The organism is Desulfovibrio litoralis DSM 11393, from assembly GCF_900143255.1.
In the GTDB taxonomy this organism is placed as follows: domain Bacteria; phylum Desulfobacterota; class Desulfovibrionia; order Desulfovibrionales; family Desulfovibrionaceae; genus Frigididesulfovibrio_A; species Frigididesulfovibrio_A litoralis.
Genome location: NZ_FRDI01000005.1, coordinates 140,713 through 158,080 on the forward strand (window position 1 = coordinate 140,713; position 17,368 = coordinate 158,080).

A 17,368-nucleotide genomic window follows, 5' to 3' on the forward strand; every position below is an offset into this window, starting at 1 on the left:
CATACACCTCAAAAAGCACTGAATATCTACAATCATAAAATAAAAAACTATTTTCAACAATTATATTTAACGTTTTAGGAAGAAAAATGATTACTGTTTTAACAAAAGATATTGAAAACTTAACTCAAGCCACAACCTTAAAAGACTGGGGGCTGGAAAATGAAGAAATCACAACGGAACAAAACATAATTCTTGCCGGAGAATCAAGTTCAAGCCTTGATCTTGGCTGGCATTTAATAAAAAATAATGCTCTTCCATTTTTCGGTTCTGTTCTTACTTTAAACCAAAGTTCAGGCAGAGGACAATTAAGACGAAACTGGGTTTCTCCAAAAGGAAATATTTATGCCGCATGGCATCTTCCTTTGGATAATATGACCAAATCACAAGGGGCTGCGGTGATTATAGGGTCTTTGTTTTGCTCAGCCTTTCAAACGCTGGGTTATAATATTCAACTAAAATGGATCAATGACCTTGTTTTAAACAATAAAAAAATCGGTGGTATTTTATTAGAAGAAAAAAACGGACACCTTTTAGTCGGAATAGGTATAAATATTAACAGTTTTCCCGATAAAGAACAATTAAGAAAAGACCATGCTCTTATAGCGAGTTCATTAGCCACAGAAAAACAATATTGTTTCTCTCAAAAAGAACTTTTAAAACTTTGGCTACCCCTTATCCAAGGAGTAACCAATCTCTATAATCAACAGATTAAAGACGGTAATCTTCACAATATTTTTAAGATAGCTGAAAAATTTTTAGCTTTTAAAAATCAAAGCGTTGTTATTTTACCGCATGATACAAACAACAATGAAGCCTTACAAGGAGTTATCAATGGTCTTGATCTTGATGGTTCTTTATTGCTAAAAGACAATAACGGTAAACAGCATAAAGTTAATTATGGCAGTCTTTTACCTTTTATACAAAAAAGCTCTTAAATTTTATTTACATTTCAGCATTTAGACTATAACTTAAGGCTGATTAACACCTAAGCTTATTATTAAATTTTTTCAAAAGCTTTGTTGTTAAGTTGTAATAAGGGTAACATACTTATTTTAATGTATTTTTTAGATATTTTAATAATATCAAGGTAACAGCATTATATAATTTATTTAAGAAGAGGTTCTTTATGTCTATTAAAAGTTTCGATGACGTATTGGCAGAAGTTAAGGGAAAAGCTATTTTAGTAGCTAACCGCGGTATTCCGGGTAGACGTATTTGTCGTTCCATCAAAGAACGTTTTGATGCCATAGCCATTTTAACCGCCACAGACACGGATAAAACCTCTCCGGCAGCCTCAGCGGCACAAGAATTGATGCTTTTAGGCTCAGACCCTCGTGCTTATCTTGATATTGATTATATTATAGCAAAAGCAAAACGTCGTGGCGTTATCGCTATCCACCCGGGTTGGGGCTTTGCATCAGAAGACGAAGCGTTTCCGATTAAGTGTAAGGAAGCCGGAATTTTATTTATTGGTTCTGCGGCTGAATCTATGAAACTTTTAGGAAATAAAGTTGAAGTGCGTAAACTTGCAAAACAACTGGGTATTCCCGTTGTTCCCGGTTCTGACGGTGCTGTTGACGTACCGATTGCGAAAAAAGTCGCCTCTGAAATTGGCTTTCCGATTATGTTAAAAGCCGAAGGTGGCGGTGGCGGACGTGGTATTTTTGCCGTTCATTCAAAAGAAGAATTGGACGAAGCCTTTTTTAAAGCTTCTACAATGGCACAAGCCTCTTTCGGAAACCCCAGAGTCTATGTTGAAAAATTATTAACCAATATTCGCCACATAGAAATACAAATTATTGCCGACCAATATGGAAACGTATTTGCCTTTGATGAGCGTGATTGTACTATTCAACGTAACAACCAAAAACTCATCGAAATAACCCCTTCTCCTTGGGCTAATTTTAGCGAAGGTTTAAGAGAAAGATTAAAAGATTACGCACGCACTTTAGTACGCAAAGTTGGTTATTATTCTCTTTGTACTGTTGAATTTTTAGTTACCGAAGACGGAACTCCGTATTTAATCGAAGTTAATACTCGTCTTCAAGTAGAACACGGTATCACAGAAGCTCGCTACGGAATAGACCTTGTAGAAGAACAAATTTCCGTTGCTTTTGGTGGAAGATTACGTTTTAACGAGGCTAATACTCGCCCTGTTCATAACGCTATGCAAGTTAGAATAAACTGTGAAAATCCACAAAAACAATTTGCACCAAACTCAGGCTTGGTTGTGCGTTATGTTTCTCCCGGTGGCCCCGGCGTTCGCTTAGATTCAAATATTTGTGCCGGTTATGAGTTTCCTTCTAACTATGACTCTGCGGCTGCCCTACTTATTACCTACGGTCAAGGCTGGAGTAAGGTTTTAGGGATAATGGAACGTGCTCTCGGAGAATATACTATTGGTGGAGTAAAAACAACAATTCCATTCTATCGTCAACTATTAAAAAATCCTAAGTTCCGCGAAGGTACTTATGATACAAACTTTATCGCCAATACACCTTCACTAATGCGTTACCTTGACCTTGCACCGGAATCGGAACGTTTAGCCAAGTTAACGGCCGAGATTTCTGCAAGAGGTTATAACCCCTTTGTTCAATTAGGTGAATATCGCAACCTTTATTGTCCTAAAATGGCACGCTTTGAACCGGTATTGCCACCTATTCGTTCAGAAATTCAAAAACGCCAATCTCCATATCCAAAAGATGATCGTAAAGCCTTAATAAGCTTTATCAGAGATTCAGGCGTCGTGCATTTTACTGATTGCACAGGTCGTGATACTACCCAATCAAACAGCGGAAACCGTTTTAGAGAAGCAGAAGACAGACTTGTTGGTCCATACCTTGACAACTCAAACTTCTTTTCTTTAGAAAACGGTGGCGGAGCCCATTTCCACGTGGCTATGCTCGCTAATATGACTTATCCGTTCACAGAAGCTGAGGAATGGAATAAGTTTGCACCAAAAACTTTAAAGCAAATTCTGATTCGCTCTACAAACGTTTTAGGGTATAAACCACAACCCAAAAACTTAATGCAAATGACTGCGGAAATGGTTTGTGAACATTATCATGTAATTCGCTGTTTCGATTTTTTAAACCATGTTGACAATATGCGTCCTTTCGCCGAAATCGCATTAAACCGCAAAGACCGTATATTTGAACCGGCTATATCTCTTTCGCCCGGAAACGGCTTTAGCGTTGAACATTATCTTGATGTTGCCGATGAAATGTTAAAAATGTGTGCAAGTGTCAGCGGTATTTCTAAAGATAAAATCAGCTCTGAAGTGATATTGGGTGTAAAAGATATGGCAGGGATTGCCTCTCCTACCTATATGACCAATTTGATTACGGCGTTAAGAAAGAAATATCCTGATTTGGTTCTACATTATCATAGACATTGTACAGATGGTCTTTTTGTACCTGCTGTCGGTGCTGCGGCAAAAGCCGGAGCTAATATTGTAGATACCGGTATAGGTGCTTCCGTTCGTTGGTATGGTCAAGGCGATGTGTTATCAACAGCGGCTTACCTTGAAAATGAACTGGGTCTTAAAACAATGATCGATAAAAATGTAATTCGAGATTGTAATTATGTATTAAAACAAATTATGCCATACTACGATAAATATACAGCTCCTTATTTCCAAGGAGTCGACTATGACGTAGTGGAACACGGTATGCCGGGCGGTGCAACCTCTTCTTCTCAAGAAGGAGCAATGAAGCAAGGTTATATTCGCTTATTGCCTCATATGCTTCACTTTTTGACTTCTACCAGAAAGATTGTACGCTATCATGACGTTACTCCGGGGTCTCAAATAACATGGAATACGGCGTTTTTAGCTGTAACTAGTGCCTTTAAACGTGGCGGAGAAGAAGAAGTTGCTTATCTTTTAAAGGTAATGGAAGAAACTTGTAATACGCCCGAAAAACAACTCACCCCGCAAATGAAGGAAGAAAGACTGATCATTTACCGTGATTGTAATGATGCGTTTAAAGACTTATTGTTAGGTAAGTTTGGAAAACTGCCTTTAGGTTTTCCTGCTGACTGGGTATATCAAAGTGCCTTTGGCAACGAGTGGGAAAAAGCAATTAAAAAGAGAGTTGAAAAATCTCCTCTTGAATCACTAAATGATATTGATATAGAAGCAGAAAACAAACACTTAAACGAAATTCTACATCGCAAAGCGAATAAAGAAGAGTTGGTTATGTATCTTAACCACCCGGCTGACGCCATTAAAACAATAGAGTTTCAACAAACCTACGGCGACCCAAACAGATTGCCTCTTGATATTTGGTTTGAAGGGCTTTCGGTCGGTGAAGAATTAAACTTTACTGATACTAAAGGAAAGCCTCACCATTTAAGCATTTTAAGCATTCAACCACCGGATAATAACGGTATTTCTGTCGTGCGTTATTTCCTTGATTCTGAAATAATGTCCGTTGATGTACAGGTAGCAAAGGCTACTTCTACCAACGAAAAAGGTTTGGTAAAAGCAGACCCCAATAATGAATATCATATCGCCGCACCAAGTAACGGAGATATGTGGGTTATGTATGTAAGCCCCGGTGATATAGTAAAAGCCGGCGAAGAAATATGTAATATTTCTATTATGAAACAAGAAAAAGCGGTTGTATCACCTGTTTCCGGATTAGTTAAACGAGTTTTAAAAACGGCAGATTATAAGGAAAGCAAACAGATGATTCCGGTTAAAGAAGGTGAGTTGTTAGTAGAACTTGCCCCTGTGCCTGCTATTTGTCCGAATAAAGCTTGTCATAAACCTATCTCTATCGAAGGAATAGATTTTTGCCCTTATTGCGGATATAAATTGCCAAACAACACAACCACACAAGACACAAAAAAATCAACCAAAAAGTAAACATTAAAAACTTGCTTAAGATAAAAGATTGACGAGTTTAGAAACACAAAGTATTATAAAAAAAGTATATACATATTTTATTTGAAACAAGATAAAATATGTATATACTTACTGTTAATGTTAATTTTATTTAAAATGATTTTTTCTCCAATCCACTAGGGAGGATCGAATGTCTAAAAAGGATAAGACTAATTCAACAGCTCAAGATTCCGAGTTAAAAGACAACAAACAAAAAAACGCTAAAGGGGCTAATGTTGAGATGATAGCACAAAAGTTGGTCTTAACTGGTGCAGATATTGAGAGTATTGGAGAAGAGGCTGAACTTTTAGTTGGCGGAAAAAACTATAATACCGCTATAATCAGCCAAGTTAAAGAAATTAAAGCCCCACAGTTTAGGGCTGTTTCCGCTAAAGCCTTTGAAAAAGTTTTAGACGAAACAAAATTAAACGGCGGACAAGTAAGAGCTATTGTTGATCGTGAATATAAAAGAATAGACTGGCTTGACCCTGAAATTAGCAGTGATCCTGAATTTTTACAAAAATTTGTTCGTAGCCTCGGGAATATGATCAGAGAAGATCGCCTTGCCAAACAAACCGAACAACAAACCAAAACACGCTCATTTATCAATAACGTTGTTGAGGGTTTTGCAACCTCTCCCGAAGGAATCGACCAGCTTAGAAAACGCTCTATTTTAGTACAAGCAGCCATCTTGTCTATTGATCTTCCCCAAGAAGTAGACCAAGCGGTACGCCAAGCTTACCAAGATATATGTAACGAAGCAGGCGAAGAAGATGTTCCCGTTGCCGTGCGTTCTTCTGCTGCCGGTGAAGATTCTCGCAAAAAAGCTTTTGCGGGTCTTCAAGATACCTATCTCAATATGGTCGGAGGAGACAACGTTGTTTTAGCCTATCACTGGGACTGTTCCTCTGCTTATAACTTACGCAGTATGACTTATAGACGTGAAGCAATTTTAGACGCCCTTGCCCTTGCAGAAGAAACGGGAGACGAAAATATCGCCATTCAAGCAAAGCAAGAATGGGCAATAGAAAACACCTCTCTCTCTGTTTGTATGATGCGTATGATTAACCCGGTAATCGCAGGAACAGCGTTCTCGGCTGATACCGCAACGGGTTGTCGCGGAACGGATAGAAAAGACCTTGTTTCTATTGATTCCTCTTATGGTCTTGGCGAATCTATCGTTGGCGGAATGGTTACTCCCGATAAATATTATGTATTTCAAAGAGAAGACGGAGCCGAAGTCGTTATTCGCCAAATGGGTTCTAAAACAATGAAGATTGTTTATGATGAAGCCGGCGGAACAAAAAAAGTAAAAGTGCCTGAAAATGAAGTCTTTCGTTGGTCTTTATCCATGTCTCTTGCGGAACGTATCGCAAAAGGCGTTAGAGCCATCAGTAAAGCTTATGACAGCATGATTATGGATTCTGAATTTTGCATAGATGCAAATGAAGAATTATGGTTCGTTCAAGCTCGTCCGGAAACTCGTTGGAATGAAGAATTTGAACAACATCCAAACACAATATTCATGCGTCGCCACGAAGTTGACCCGAAAGCTGTTGCCAATGCCGAACTATTATTAGAGGGCAACGGAGCTTCCCGAGGAGCAGGTCAAGGAACTGTACGTTTTTTACGCTCTGCCCTTGAACTTAACCGCATAAACAAAGGCGATATTTTAGCCGCAGAACGCACAGACCCAGATATGGTTCCGGGAATGCGAGTTGCTTCGGCTATTTTAGCAGACGTTGGCGGAGATACTTCTCATGCGGCTATTACCTCTCGTGAACTTGGAATTCCGGCGGTAATCGGCATACAAAAAGTTGAATTGTTAAGAGCTTTAGACGGACAAGAAGTTACTGTTGATGGAACAACAGGACGAGCATATAGAGGGCTTTTACCTTTAAAAGAAGTCGGTGGCGAGCTTGATTTAAGCACAATACCCCCTACTAAAACAAAAGTCGGTCTCGTTCTCGCAGATGTTAGTCAGGCAATGTTCCTTTCTCGACTACGCAATATTGACGACTTTGAAGTTGGTTTATTGCGTGCCGAATTTATGCTTGGCAACATAGGTATACACCCTTTAGCTCTTGAAGCTTATGATAACGGTGAATTACAAGCCGTTGTTCAAGACCAATTAAAAGTTCTCAATAATCAATTAACAAAAACATTAAGGGAACAGCTCAACTCGGGTTTAATCAATATCAATATTAAATTACGCGAATATGTTGGTGCTATTACCGGCTTATCTGATGATATTGCCAAAACACACCATGAGTTATCTGTTGAAAATACTACGCCTAATGAATCAATGGCGGCTCACCGTAAGTTAAGAGAGCTTGAATCAAAGCTTGATGATTATGTTGAAAAAGCTAGCCACCGCTTAGATTTATTAAAAACCACTACGGACTTAGAAGCACATATCCGCTATGTTATGGGTTTTGATGATGAACTTGCCCTATTATTTGGAACAGATTCTGAAACCATACGCAGACGTAGCGAAATAGAACAACAAGTCAGTGAAATGGCTGAATATGCAAGACAAAAAGAACTTGTATTAGAAGCCTTAAACGAAATCGGAGACCTAAGAGCCGAAGTCGCTATGCGTAGCGGACTACAAAAACAATTAGACTCTGTTAGAACTATTCCTGATAAAATTAAAGAGCTTATTCGCTCTAAAGGTTATCGTTCAGGCAAAGAACACTATGTCCAAACTCTTTCTCAAGGTTTGGCTCTCTTCGCCATGGCATTTTACGGAAAAGACATAATTTATCGTACAACAGACTTTAAATCCAACGAATATTGCAACTTGCTTGGCGGTTTATTGTTTGAACATCAAGAAGACAACCCAATGCTTGGTTGGCGAGGCGTTTCTCGTAACCTCCACGATTGGGAGCTTGAAGCCTTTAAACTGGCTCGTGGTGTATATGGTGGAAAAAACTTGCAAATTATGCTTCCTTTCGTCAGAACTCTCGAGCAAGCAAGAAGTATGCGTGCCTATCTCGAACAAGTTCATAAACTCAAAAGTGGCGAAGACGGCTTAAAAATTATCTTGATGTCTGAAATTCCAAGTAACGCTATCTTAGCCAAAGAGTATCTCAAAGAATTTGACGGATTTTCTATCGGTTCTAATGATATGACTCAAATGGTTCTGGCAACAGACAGAGATAATGCTAGATTATCACATATTTACGATGAAGAAGATCCGGCTGTTATTTGGGCGATTTTAGTTACAATCTTCTCAGGTCAAAAATTTGGTAAAAAAGTCGGCTTCTGCGGACAAGGTGTTTCAAACAGTAAAATTATCAGGGGAATTGTGGCAATTGTCGGAATTTGTTCTGCATCTGTTGTACCTGATACTTATCATCAAACTAAAATAGATTTAGCCGCAATCGAAGCTGAAAATATAAGCGTTGACAAACTAGGAGAGTGGATACAAGCTCAACATCTTGAAAACGCAAAACAGCTTTTAATTAAACATAATTATGAACATATTCTAAAAAAATATAACCAACCGGAAGAACTCGTTGAATGGTATGAAGGCGAACTCTCTCGCTTGCAAGGATTTTTACGAGAAAGCTTAGAAACTCCAAAAGAACGCTTTTACAGGCAAGAGTTGGAACAGTTTAGAAGAATCTTCCATAAACCTGTTATTTATGCGGCGTGGGACTGGAAGAAAACAGTTGAAGATGCCCTTTCTCAAGCCGGTTTTAAATCGTTTGAAGAACAAGCAAGAGCCTTGGCTGAACAACGCAAAAAGAAATGGTAAGATAAATTAAAGAATAAGGTTTGTAGAAAAAATACTTTTTACAAACCTTATTTCGTTAAAAAATTCTATAAAATATTATCAAAAAAATGAAAAAAATAGTTATCTCTGCATTATCCGGAAGCACCGGAAAAACATTTGTTACACTCGGCTTAATGCGTGCTTTTACACGTCGTGGACTTAAAGTACGTGCTTTTAAAAAAGGTCCTGATTATATTGATACAGCTTGGCATAGTCTTGCAACAAGGTTAACAGCTTGTAATCTTGACCCTTTTTTTATGTCTCCTCAACAAATTAAAGAGCTTTTTATAAAACGTATGCTCTTTAACTATAGCGGAGAAGAAGATTTTGAAAAACCTTGTGATTTAGCAATAATAGAAGGTAATCGAGGTTTGTTTGACGGATTAGATACAGAAGGTAGTTGTTCTACCGCCTATCTTGCCAAAACATTACAAGCCCCCGTTATTTTACTGATAAACGTCACCAAAATGACTCGTACAATTGCCGCTATTGTTAATGGTTGCGAAACATTTGACCCCGAACTCAATATTGTCGGAATTATTGCCAATAAGACAGGTAGCCAAAGACATGGCAAACTTTTAAACGATTGCGTCAAAAAATATTGCAAAACAGAGTTCTTAGGTTTTTTACCAAGACTTGTGGCAAATCCTATTTTAGAAAGAGACACAGGTTTAATTGAATTGGCTGAAATGGAAAAGATAGACAAAACTTTAGATGAATTAGCAGATTTTGTTGAAGCACATCTCAACCTCGATCAAATTTTAGAACTCGCCTCCGTTGAAAATGATGAATCAGAACAAATAACTACAAAAATTTTAACCAATCAGCTAAAAAACCATATTAAACCTTTTTCTCCATCAATCAATATTGGATATATTCAGGACAATTTTTTAGGACACCTTTATCCTGAAAATTTGGAAGCCTTAAAAGAAACCGGAGCAAAGCTAAGTAAGCTGACTCTAAATAATACAAACAATTGGAATAATATCAACGGACTATATATTCCAAGCGGTAGCGTTGAAGCGTTTATAGACAGTCTTAATAATTTACTACAAACTCCAAACGGTATAAATTTTTGGAATGAAATAATGAATGTTTTAAAAGATTTAAGCAATAAAAACATTCCAATCTACACAGAAGGCATTGCCGGTTGGCTTTTAGCCGAAAAACTTATTATCAAAGATAAAACATATGCCATGTCAGGCGTTTTTCCACTTACAGCACATCATAACCACAAAAAACGAGGGCTTGGATATGTAGTGGCAACAACAAAACAAAGCCCTTTTTTTGATAACAATACTAAAGTTTTAGGACATGAATTTAATTACACGAACTGGACTTTAAACAAACAAACTTTGGTTAATCATGCATTTGAACTTTCTAAAGGAAGTGGACTATATAAAAACGACAACAGTTTAGTTATAGATGGGCTTTTTATTAATAATACTCAGCTTAACTCAACCCAAATACATAGTTTTGCAAATATTCAATGGGCGGAACATTTTGTCAACCTCGCAAAAAGCAATTTCAAATAAAACAGTTAGTTGCTTATTTTAAATTATATTGACAACTATACTAAAAAAATATTAATATCATAGAAGTTTTTATAAACAAGCCTTATGAAGGAGGAAATCATGAGGAAATCTATTTTTATTTTGGCTTTATTAGCTATCGCTGCATTCGCAGTTACTGCTTTTGCCGAGCAGCCTGCTACCCCAGCTGATGGTTTAAAAATGGCAGCTACCAAAAAAGTTGTTACTTTTAACCATAGTAGCCATAAAGACCTTAAATGTGCCGATTGCCACCACCCTGTTGATGGTAAAGAAAGCTTCAAAAAGTGTTCAGCTTCCGGTTGTCATGACAACTTAGACCAAAAAGACAAGTCTGTTAATTCATACTACCAAGCTATTCACAAAGCTAAAGATCCTAAACACAACAGCTGTATTTCTTGTCATAAAGAAAAAGTTGGCGACGATAAAGATCTTAAGAAAAAGATGTTAGCCTGTAAGGGTTCTAACTGTCACGTTGAATAACGCAGATAAATGATATTTTATCATACGTTTAATTTTTAGAGTTTTAGAGGTTGCCTTTTTTAAAGGTAACCTCTTGCTTTATGATGTAAATCATGTTTATATAAATATAATCTTGTGATATTAAGATAGCTTCTATTTATAATCTTTGCTCAATTATTATGATTATTCTTATAACGACTTGTATTTTTTATAAAATTTATATTTTAAGGTTAAGGTAAACTATGTCAAACCCAAATAAAGATCCAAACAAAAACGATATTATTGAATTAACTGAAATTATCGAAGAAGATATTATGCAGTTGCCTAAAAATAATCAAAGCAAAACCTCAAAAACAAATATTGAAGACGATTTGTTTGCAGATCTTGAATTACTTGACGAACCTACACCACCTAAAAAAGCTACAGCCAATCAACCTATTGACCTTGATGATTTATTAAATGATTTTCCGGTGGAACAAAAAGCGGAACAAAAACACGCAAGTCCTAAAAATGTTGCCCCTGATCTATTGGAAGAAATAAACATTAAGGCAACCCAAAATAAACAAAATATGCTCTCAGATGATGATCTTTTAAACTCTTTGCTTGAAGATGATAAAAAACAGCCTAAAAAAGTTAAATCAGCGGCTCTTGAACTTGATGACCTGCTTGATATTCCTGAAGTAAAAAAACAAGATACAGAGAATGATATTCTTAACCTTGAAGAAATAAATGATTTAGACCTTGATAACTTGTCAACAGACCTTTCGGAAAATATAATAGAAAACCCCACACAATTAGAAAATCTTACAGAGGAAATTATTCTTTTAGAAGAAAATATAGAAGCCACACAAGCGGAACTTAATGCCGAGGTTGATGAAATTCTTACCTTGGATAAAGTTGAAGAGTTACCGGCAACACCACATCAAGAAACAGAAAAAAGCTTTGATGATAGCGAGCTATTCTCTAATCTATTAGATACTGACAAAAATGAAGAAGTTGAATCAATTCACGCAACTTCAGAGGAACTAATAACACCAAATATTGCCGAGTCAATAGAACAAAATGATTCGCCGGAAGATAATGAAGATACAGAAGCGCAAGATACAAACACAGACGAACTCGACGCTCTGTTAGAAGACGTAATAGCGTCTGCTCCTTCAATTCTGCCTACTTCAATCAACAAAGAAAATATGCTCACTAAACTTGAAATAGAAAACTTTCAACACTTATCGGAAAAATTGGAAGCAAGAATAAGTAAATTGGAAGAAACTCTTAAATCTCAAGAACTTGACAAGAAGTTTTCAGAGTTCAGTGAAAAATTATCAGCTGAAAATTCTAATACTTTCAATGAATTACTAGAAAAAATTGAAAACAAAATCAATATTGAATTAAAAAATGAAATTTCTCAAGACTTAGAAAATAAAATAACTAACTTGATAGAAGAAAAAATACTTGCCCTCAAAGAAGAACAAAACCTTAATGTTATTCAAATTACAAACTCAGTAAAAGACGCCTTGGCTGAAGACTTAGAGCGTAGTGCCGCCGCCGCGGCCGCAAAAGTCATCAAAGAAGAAGTTATTGCCATGTTAACAGAAGAATAAGATTAACCATTAAAAAAATCTAAGATATTTTATCATATTTATTATGCTTATTATTTATACCGGAAACGGAAAAGGAAAAACTTCTGCTTGTGTCGGGCAAGCAATCAGGGCTTACGGACACGGCTTTAAAGTAGCTTTTGCCCAATTTATGAAGCGTTCGGTCGACGCCGGTGAACAAATGTTTTTAAAAGAACTACTTAAAGATAACTTTATCGCCGGTGGAATGGGTTTTTTTTATACAAACAAAAAGATCTCTCAAGACACAAAAAATAAACATCATGATGCGGCAAAAGACGTTTTAAACTGGGCAAAGCAACACCTCGAAACGATAAATATGCTAATTTTAGATGAAGCTATTTACGCACTTGGGGCAAACTTAATCTCAAAAGCCGAACTGGAAGAAATAATTGAACTTTGCACAGCAAAGCAAGTACATTTGGTTTTATCGGGACGAAATACTCCCGATTGGTTAATCGAAAAAGCCGACCTAGTGAGTTCTATTGAAGAGCTTAAACACCCATATCAAAAAGGAATCAAGGCACAACAAGGGATAGAATTTTAAGGGATAGAATTTTAACGTCTTTATTTATACTTATTCAACAAAACTTATTAAGTAACTATTTATATAGCATATTTATTTTAATTAACCTTTCAAACAAAAAAACTGTTTGTTAAAAAAAATAGTATTAAACGATAATAAACCTCAATGCCGAATTTTTACTTGATATAATCTAGAGTTAGAGTATAAACAAAAAGTTCCGTTATTTTTTCAACTAAGTCTTTACCACCAAAGCTTACTCTCAAGGTTACCGACAAGGCTACCAAATGACACCTTCATCACCTTCAAATTGTCCGCTCAAAGAAGTAAAAAAACTTTCTTTTGTCTTGCCCGTTTTTAACGAAGAAAACAACTTGCCTCTTTTATTTGAACAGATTATGGCTGTGATGCAAAATTTGCCTTATGAATGGGAACTAATTTTCGTTGATGATGGTAGCACGGATAACAGCCTTGAATGTATAAAAAAACTGGGTAACGCCTGTTCTAACATTCACTTTATTTCTTTTCTAAATAATTGCGGACAATCGGCAGCTTTCACGGCAGGTTTTGATTATGCCTCAGGCGAAATAATTATTACCATGGATTCTGACCTACAAAATGATCCGGCTGATATCCCTAAAATGATTGAAGAATATCTTAAAGGCTATGATATGGTAATTGGTTGGCGAGCAAAAAGGCAAGATACTTTTGCCAAACGCCTTGCCTCTCGCTTGGCTAATAAAATCCGTAATGCCATTTCTCAAGAAACGGTTAAAGATACCGGCTGTTCCTTAAAATTAATGCGTAGCGAAATGGCCAAAAAGCTACCTATGTTTACAGGTATGCACCGTTTTTTACCTACTTTAATGAAAATGCAAGGTGCAAAAGTGGCGGAAGTAAAAGTTAACCACCGCCATCGCCATTCCGGAACCTCAAAATATTCTACATGGGGAAGAGCCAAAACAGCTTTTTTTGATCTCTTAGCTGTACGCTGGATGAAAAAACGCCATTTCAATTATAAAGTAAAAGAAAGCAGTTTTGATAATTAAAACGTTATCACAATACAGGCTTAAAGTATCTTAATTCTCTACAAAACTACTGAGCCAAAAGAATAAGACCCATGGTTTATCACAAATGGAAAATGTAATATTTTTTATTATGATCAGTTCCGCAATAGCTGAACTTATTTCTTTATTTCTTTTGATATATTACAATAAAACAACAAAAAACAATAAGAAATTTTTTACTCGTTATAGTGCTTGCTTAATTTGTATATTTTGTTTAGGTCTTTTCTTTATCTTGGGTATCGCCGTTTATGACAGCGACCCAACTTTATTTTTTAGCCAAATATTTTTTGCCTGTTGTGCTTTTATACTAATATATCGAAATAATTAACCTAATTATATTCTTATGAAACTAAAATTAAAATTATGGCTCAACGGTGGAGTCTTATTTTTTACGATTGCTGTTGTTGTGCTTTATCTCCACTTTGGTAATTCCGATTCTTGGCTTGAGCTAAGTTGGGTTGATACAAATATCAGAGAACACGGTATTCAGGGGATTTTAATTTTTTTGGTTTTATGTGCTTTTACTACGGGAATAGGAATTCCCAGACAAATTTTAAGCTCTTTGGCTGGCTATGCGTTTGGAGCAACTTTAGGAACCGTTTGGGCGTTAACAGGTTCAATTTTGGGGTCAATGTTAGGATTTTTTTTCGCTCGTTTTTTTGCAAGGGAAGCTTTAAATATACGTTTTGGTAAAAGGCTCGATAAACTTAATAAAGTAATTTCTCAAGCCCCTTTTCTAATGATTTTTATTATCCGCTGTATGCCAATGACAATGAATGTTTTAACCAACTTATTGGGTGGAGTAATCAAAATAAAACCACGTATTTTTTTTAGTGCGTCCGCTTTAGGATATTTACCCCAAACTTTAATTTTTGCTATTTTAGGAAGCGGAATGAGAGTAAACCCAATATTAAGAACCTCCGTCAGTCTTGTTTTGTTTTTAATGTCTTCGGGTTTGGGCGTTTATCTTTATAATAAATACAAGAAAAAACTCTTAATAAACGACAATATATCTCAAGAGTAAAAAACGTTCTTGAAATTTTATTAGTCTACCTGAATATTATGAGAGCGTAACTTTCTATATAAATAACTGCGTTCTAAACCTATTGCTTCCGCCAATTTTGCAACGTTTCCGTTATATTCTTTAAGTTTTCTGGTCAAAAAGCGAATTTCAAAAGCATTGCGAGCCGATTTAAAATCTTCTTCTGTTCCTTCACTAATTTGTAGCTCTTCGAATTTGTTCAGACCATATTCACTTTTTATAGGGTTGTTTAGTTCTGTCGATTTTAAATTACTATTACCTATAAGGTATTCAGACGGAATTTTATTTATATCGACTAATTGTCCGGGATATAAAATCAACATGCGTTCAACAAAGTTTTTTAATTCTCTAACATTACCAAACCACGGATAAGCCTCAAGCATTTCTAATGTTTCAGGAGTAAAAGACAAAGGAGTAAAGCCATGTTCCTGACTTAATTGATAAATAAATTCATCAATCAAAAGCGGAATATCACCACTACGTTTTCTTAACGGAGGTAAAGTCAACGGAAAAACTCGCAAACGATAATATAAATCTTGGCGAAAACTACCTTTTTCTATGGCTTCTTCAAGATTTTTATTCGTAGCGGCAATAACTCTTACATCAACTTTAAAACTTTTATTACCCCCTACTCTTTCAAAACTTTTTTCTTGTAAAATACGTAAAATTTTTGCTTGAGTTTTAAGACTCATATCACCAATTTCGTCTAAAAATAAAGTGCCTTGATGTGCCAATTCAAATTTTCCTATTTTTGCACTGTCCGCACCGGTAAAGGCACCTTTTTCATGTCCAAAAAGTTCGCTCTCTATCAATTCTTCGGGAATAGCCGCACAATTAAGAGCAACAAGCGTATTTCCCGCTCTTTTACTTTGGGCGTGAATACTTTGAGCAACTATTTCTTTTCCTGTTCCGTTTTCTCCCGTAATTAAAACCCAAGCATCAGTAGGAGCAACTCTGGCAATTTGTGCCTTAAGTTCTTGCATTACAAGGGATTCCCCGGTAATTTCTTGCACGGTTTGGCTATTTAATCTTGAACGTAAAATTTGATTTTCACGTTTTAAATTATTCAACTCAAAAATCTTTGAACTAACACTCAAAACCTTATCCAAAGAAAGCGGTTTTTCAATAAAATCAGTCGCCCCTTCTTTAATAGCTTTAACGGCGGTTTCAATGTTTCCATGCCCTGAAATCATCACAACAGGCACAGAATTTTGACTTAAACGTATTTGCCTTAAGACTTCCAAACCGTCTATTTTCGGCATCCAAATATCCAAAAAAACAAGATCTACCTGTTCTTCTTTTAAAAGGCCCAAGCCCTTTTCGCCATCTTCGGCTTCTAAGGTTATATAGCCTTCATCTTCAAGGATACCGGATAAAGAGCTACGAATATCGCTTTCATCATCAATAATTAAGATTTTCCAAGCCATTAGTCTTCTTTTTCCCTTTGAATAATTTCATGTAACGCATCTTTTAAGCGAGGATATTTAAGTTGATATCCTGCTTCAACTAATTTGTCAGGTTTTACTTTTTGACCAGAAAGCAATATTTCTTCCGCCATCTGACCAAAAGCCATTTTTAAAATAAAAGCCGGAACGTTAAAAAAAGAAGGTCGCCCCATTACCTCGCCCAGTGTTTTGGCAAAAGTGTGCATTGTAACAGGCTCTTGACCACACAAATTAAAAGTACCTTCAAGTTTATGATCAAGCAAGTATAAAATTGCACCAACTTCATCAGCTTTGTGAATCCATGCAAATGGCTGTTTCCCGCTACCTAATGCCCCGCCTAAAAATAATTTAAACGCCAATAATAAACGCGGTAAAGCTCCGCCTGTGTAATCTAAAACGGTTGATGTTCTAACGACAACTCTTTTTACCCCTAAACTTTCGGCTTTTTCACTTGCCTTTTCCCACTCAGAAGCCACATGAGCCAAAAAGCCACGCTCTAATCCTTTTGGTGGCGGAGTATCCTCTGTTGAAAAAGCTGTTTTTTCATAATCATCAAAAGCTCCGTAAAACCCTACTGCCGAGCCTTGTATTAAAATTTTTGGTCGTTCGCTTGAGCTTAATTTTTCTAAAGCTTCCATGAGTGCATTCGTTGCATTTAGGCGACTGTTTAAAATACGTTCTTTTTCTATATCGCTCCAACGAGCTTCGGCAATATTGTGTCCTATAAGGTTAATTACCGCATCAGTATTTTTTAAAAGCTCTGAAAGCTGTTCGGCGTTTTTACCGTCCCAGAGTGCAAATTCCAACTGAGTTAAACTTTGAGCCTTTACCTTTCTGGTAGGAACAATAACATAATCATTACGTTCTATTAAAGCGGCACAAAGAGCAGAACCAATAAAACCACTTCCACCCATTATCACAATTTTCATAGTAATGTCCTTCTATTATTTGGTTTGATGTTAATTTATCAAAGAACAACACATTGAATAAATTA

Annotated in this window: 11 protein-coding genes; 9 read left to right on the forward strand and 2 right to left on the reverse strand. The window is 36.3% G+C overall.

What is annotated here, in order from left to right; all coding sequences use genetic code 11:
• The first annotated feature begins 86 nt into the window (after positions 1-86).
• The 9 genes from BT999_RS07070 to BT999_RS07115 all read left to right on the forward strand — a co-directional run bounded on the left by BT999_RS07070 (position 87) and on the right by BT999_RS07115 (position 14,911).
• Positions 87-935, forward strand: a complete 849-nt coding sequence (locus tag BT999_RS07070) for a biotin--[acetyl-CoA-carboxylase] ligase (RefSeq protein WP_072697079.1) — start codon at positions 87-89, stop codon at positions 933-935.
• 191 nt (positions 936-1,126) lie between these two features.
• Positions 1,127-4,870, forward strand: coding sequence for a pyruvate carboxylase (locus tag BT999_RS07075; RefSeq protein ID WP_072697080.1), 3,744 nt, complete (start codon positions 1,127-1,129; stop codon positions 4,868-4,870).
• A 169-nt stretch (positions 4,871-5,039) separates the two neighbouring features.
• On the forward strand, positions 5,040-8,651 hold the full coding sequence (locus BT999_RS07080; RefSeq protein ID WP_084650632.1) for a PEP/pyruvate-binding domain-containing protein: 3,612 nt from the start codon (positions 5,040-5,042) through the stop codon (positions 8,649-8,651).
• A gap of 86 nt (positions 8,652-8,737) precedes the next feature.
• Complete coding sequence (locus BT999_RS07085; RefSeq protein ID WP_072697081.1) at positions 8,738-10,204, forward strand: cobyrinic acid a,c-diamide synthase CobB; 1,467 nt, start codon at positions 8,738-8,740, stop codon at positions 10,202-10,204.
• A gap of 99 nt (positions 10,205-10,303) precedes the next feature.
• The gene (locus BT999_RS07090) at positions 10,304-10,702 is read left to right on the forward strand and encodes a cytochrome c3 family protein (protein ID WP_072697082.1); all 399 of its coding nucleotides are present in this window, start codon (positions 10,304-10,306) and stop codon (positions 10,700-10,702) included.
• A gap of 221 nt (positions 10,703-10,923) precedes the next feature.
• Entirely contained in the window at positions 10,924-12,282 is a 1,359-nt protein-coding gene (locus BT999_RS07095; protein ID WP_072697083.1) for a hypothetical protein, read from the forward strand.
• 43 nt (positions 12,283-12,325) lie between these two features.
• Positions 12,326-12,844, forward strand: a complete 519-nt coding sequence (locus BT999_RS07100; protein WP_072697084.1) for a cob(I)yrinic acid a,c-diamide adenosyltransferase — start codon at positions 12,326-12,328, stop codon at positions 12,842-12,844.
• A 263-nt stretch (positions 12,845-13,107) separates the two neighbouring features.
• Positions 13,108-13,869: a glycosyltransferase family 2 protein gene (locus BT999_RS07105; RefSeq protein WP_072697085.1), complete on the forward strand. Its 762-nt coding sequence runs from the start codon at positions 13,108-13,110 to the stop codon at positions 13,867-13,869.
• A 361-nt stretch (positions 13,870-14,230) separates the two neighbouring features.
• Complete coding sequence (locus BT999_RS07115; protein ID WP_072697087.1) at positions 14,231-14,911, forward strand: TVP38/TMEM64 family protein; 681 nt, start codon at positions 14,231-14,233, stop codon at positions 14,909-14,911.
• 20 nt (positions 14,912-14,931) lie between these two features.
• Here BT999_RS07115 and BT999_RS07120 read toward each other — a convergent pair whose 3' ends face one another.
• The gene (locus BT999_RS07120) at positions 14,932-16,356 is read right to left on the reverse strand and encodes a sigma-54-dependent transcriptional regulator (RefSeq protein ID WP_072697088.1); all 1,425 of its coding nucleotides are present in this window, start codon (positions 16,354-16,356) and stop codon (positions 14,932-14,934) included.
• On the reverse strand, positions 16,356-17,303 hold the full coding sequence (locus BT999_RS07125; protein WP_072697089.1) for a TIGR01777 family oxidoreductase: 948 nt from the start codon (positions 17,301-17,303) through the stop codon (positions 16,356-16,358). Before BT999_RS07125 ends, BT999_RS07120 begins: the two co-directional genes overlap by 1 nt.
• Positions 17,304-17,368: the final 65 nt, after the last annotated feature.

Excerpts from the sequence above, each read along its gene's own strand:
- BT999_RS07070 (WP_072697079.1), top strand. The coding sequence starts at position 87 with ATGATTACTGTTTTAACAAAAGATATTGAAAACTTAACTCAAGCCACA.
- BT999_RS07075 (WP_072697080.1), top strand. The coding sequence starts at position 1,127 with ATGTCTATTAAAAGTTTCGATGACGTATTGGCAGAAGTTAAGGGAAAA.
- BT999_RS07080 (WP_084650632.1), top strand. The coding sequence starts at position 5,040 with ATGTCTAAAAAGGATAAGACTAATTCAACAGCTCAAGATTCCGAGTTA.
- BT999_RS07085 (WP_072697081.1), top strand. The coding sequence starts at position 8,738 with ATGAAAAAAATAGTTATCTCTGCATTATCCGGAAGCACCGGAAAAACA.
- BT999_RS07090 (WP_072697082.1), top strand. The coding sequence starts at position 10,304 with ATGAGGAAATCTATTTTTATTTTGGCTTTATTAGCTATCGCTGCATTC.
- BT999_RS07095 (WP_072697083.1), top strand. The coding sequence starts at position 10,924 with ATGTCAAACCCAAATAAAGATCCAAACAAAAACGATATTATTGAATTA.
- BT999_RS07100 (WP_072697084.1), top strand. The coding sequence starts at position 12,326 with ATGCTTATTATTTATACCGGAAACGGAAAAGGAAAAACTTCTGCTTGT.
- BT999_RS07105 (WP_072697085.1), top strand. The coding sequence starts at position 13,108 with ATGACACCTTCATCACCTTCAAATTGTCCGCTCAAAGAAGTAAAAAAA.
- BT999_RS07115 (WP_072697087.1), top strand. The coding sequence starts at position 14,231 with ATGAAACTAAAATTAAAATTATGGCTCAACGGTGGAGTCTTATTTTTT.
- BT999_RS07120 (WP_072697088.1), bottom strand. The coding sequence starts at position 16,356 with ATGGCTTGGAAAATCTTAATTATTGATGATGAAAGCGATATTCGTAGC.
- BT999_RS07125 (WP_072697089.1), bottom strand. The coding sequence starts at position 17,303 with ATGAAAATTGTGATAATGGGTGGAAGTGGTTTTATTGGTTCTGCTCTT.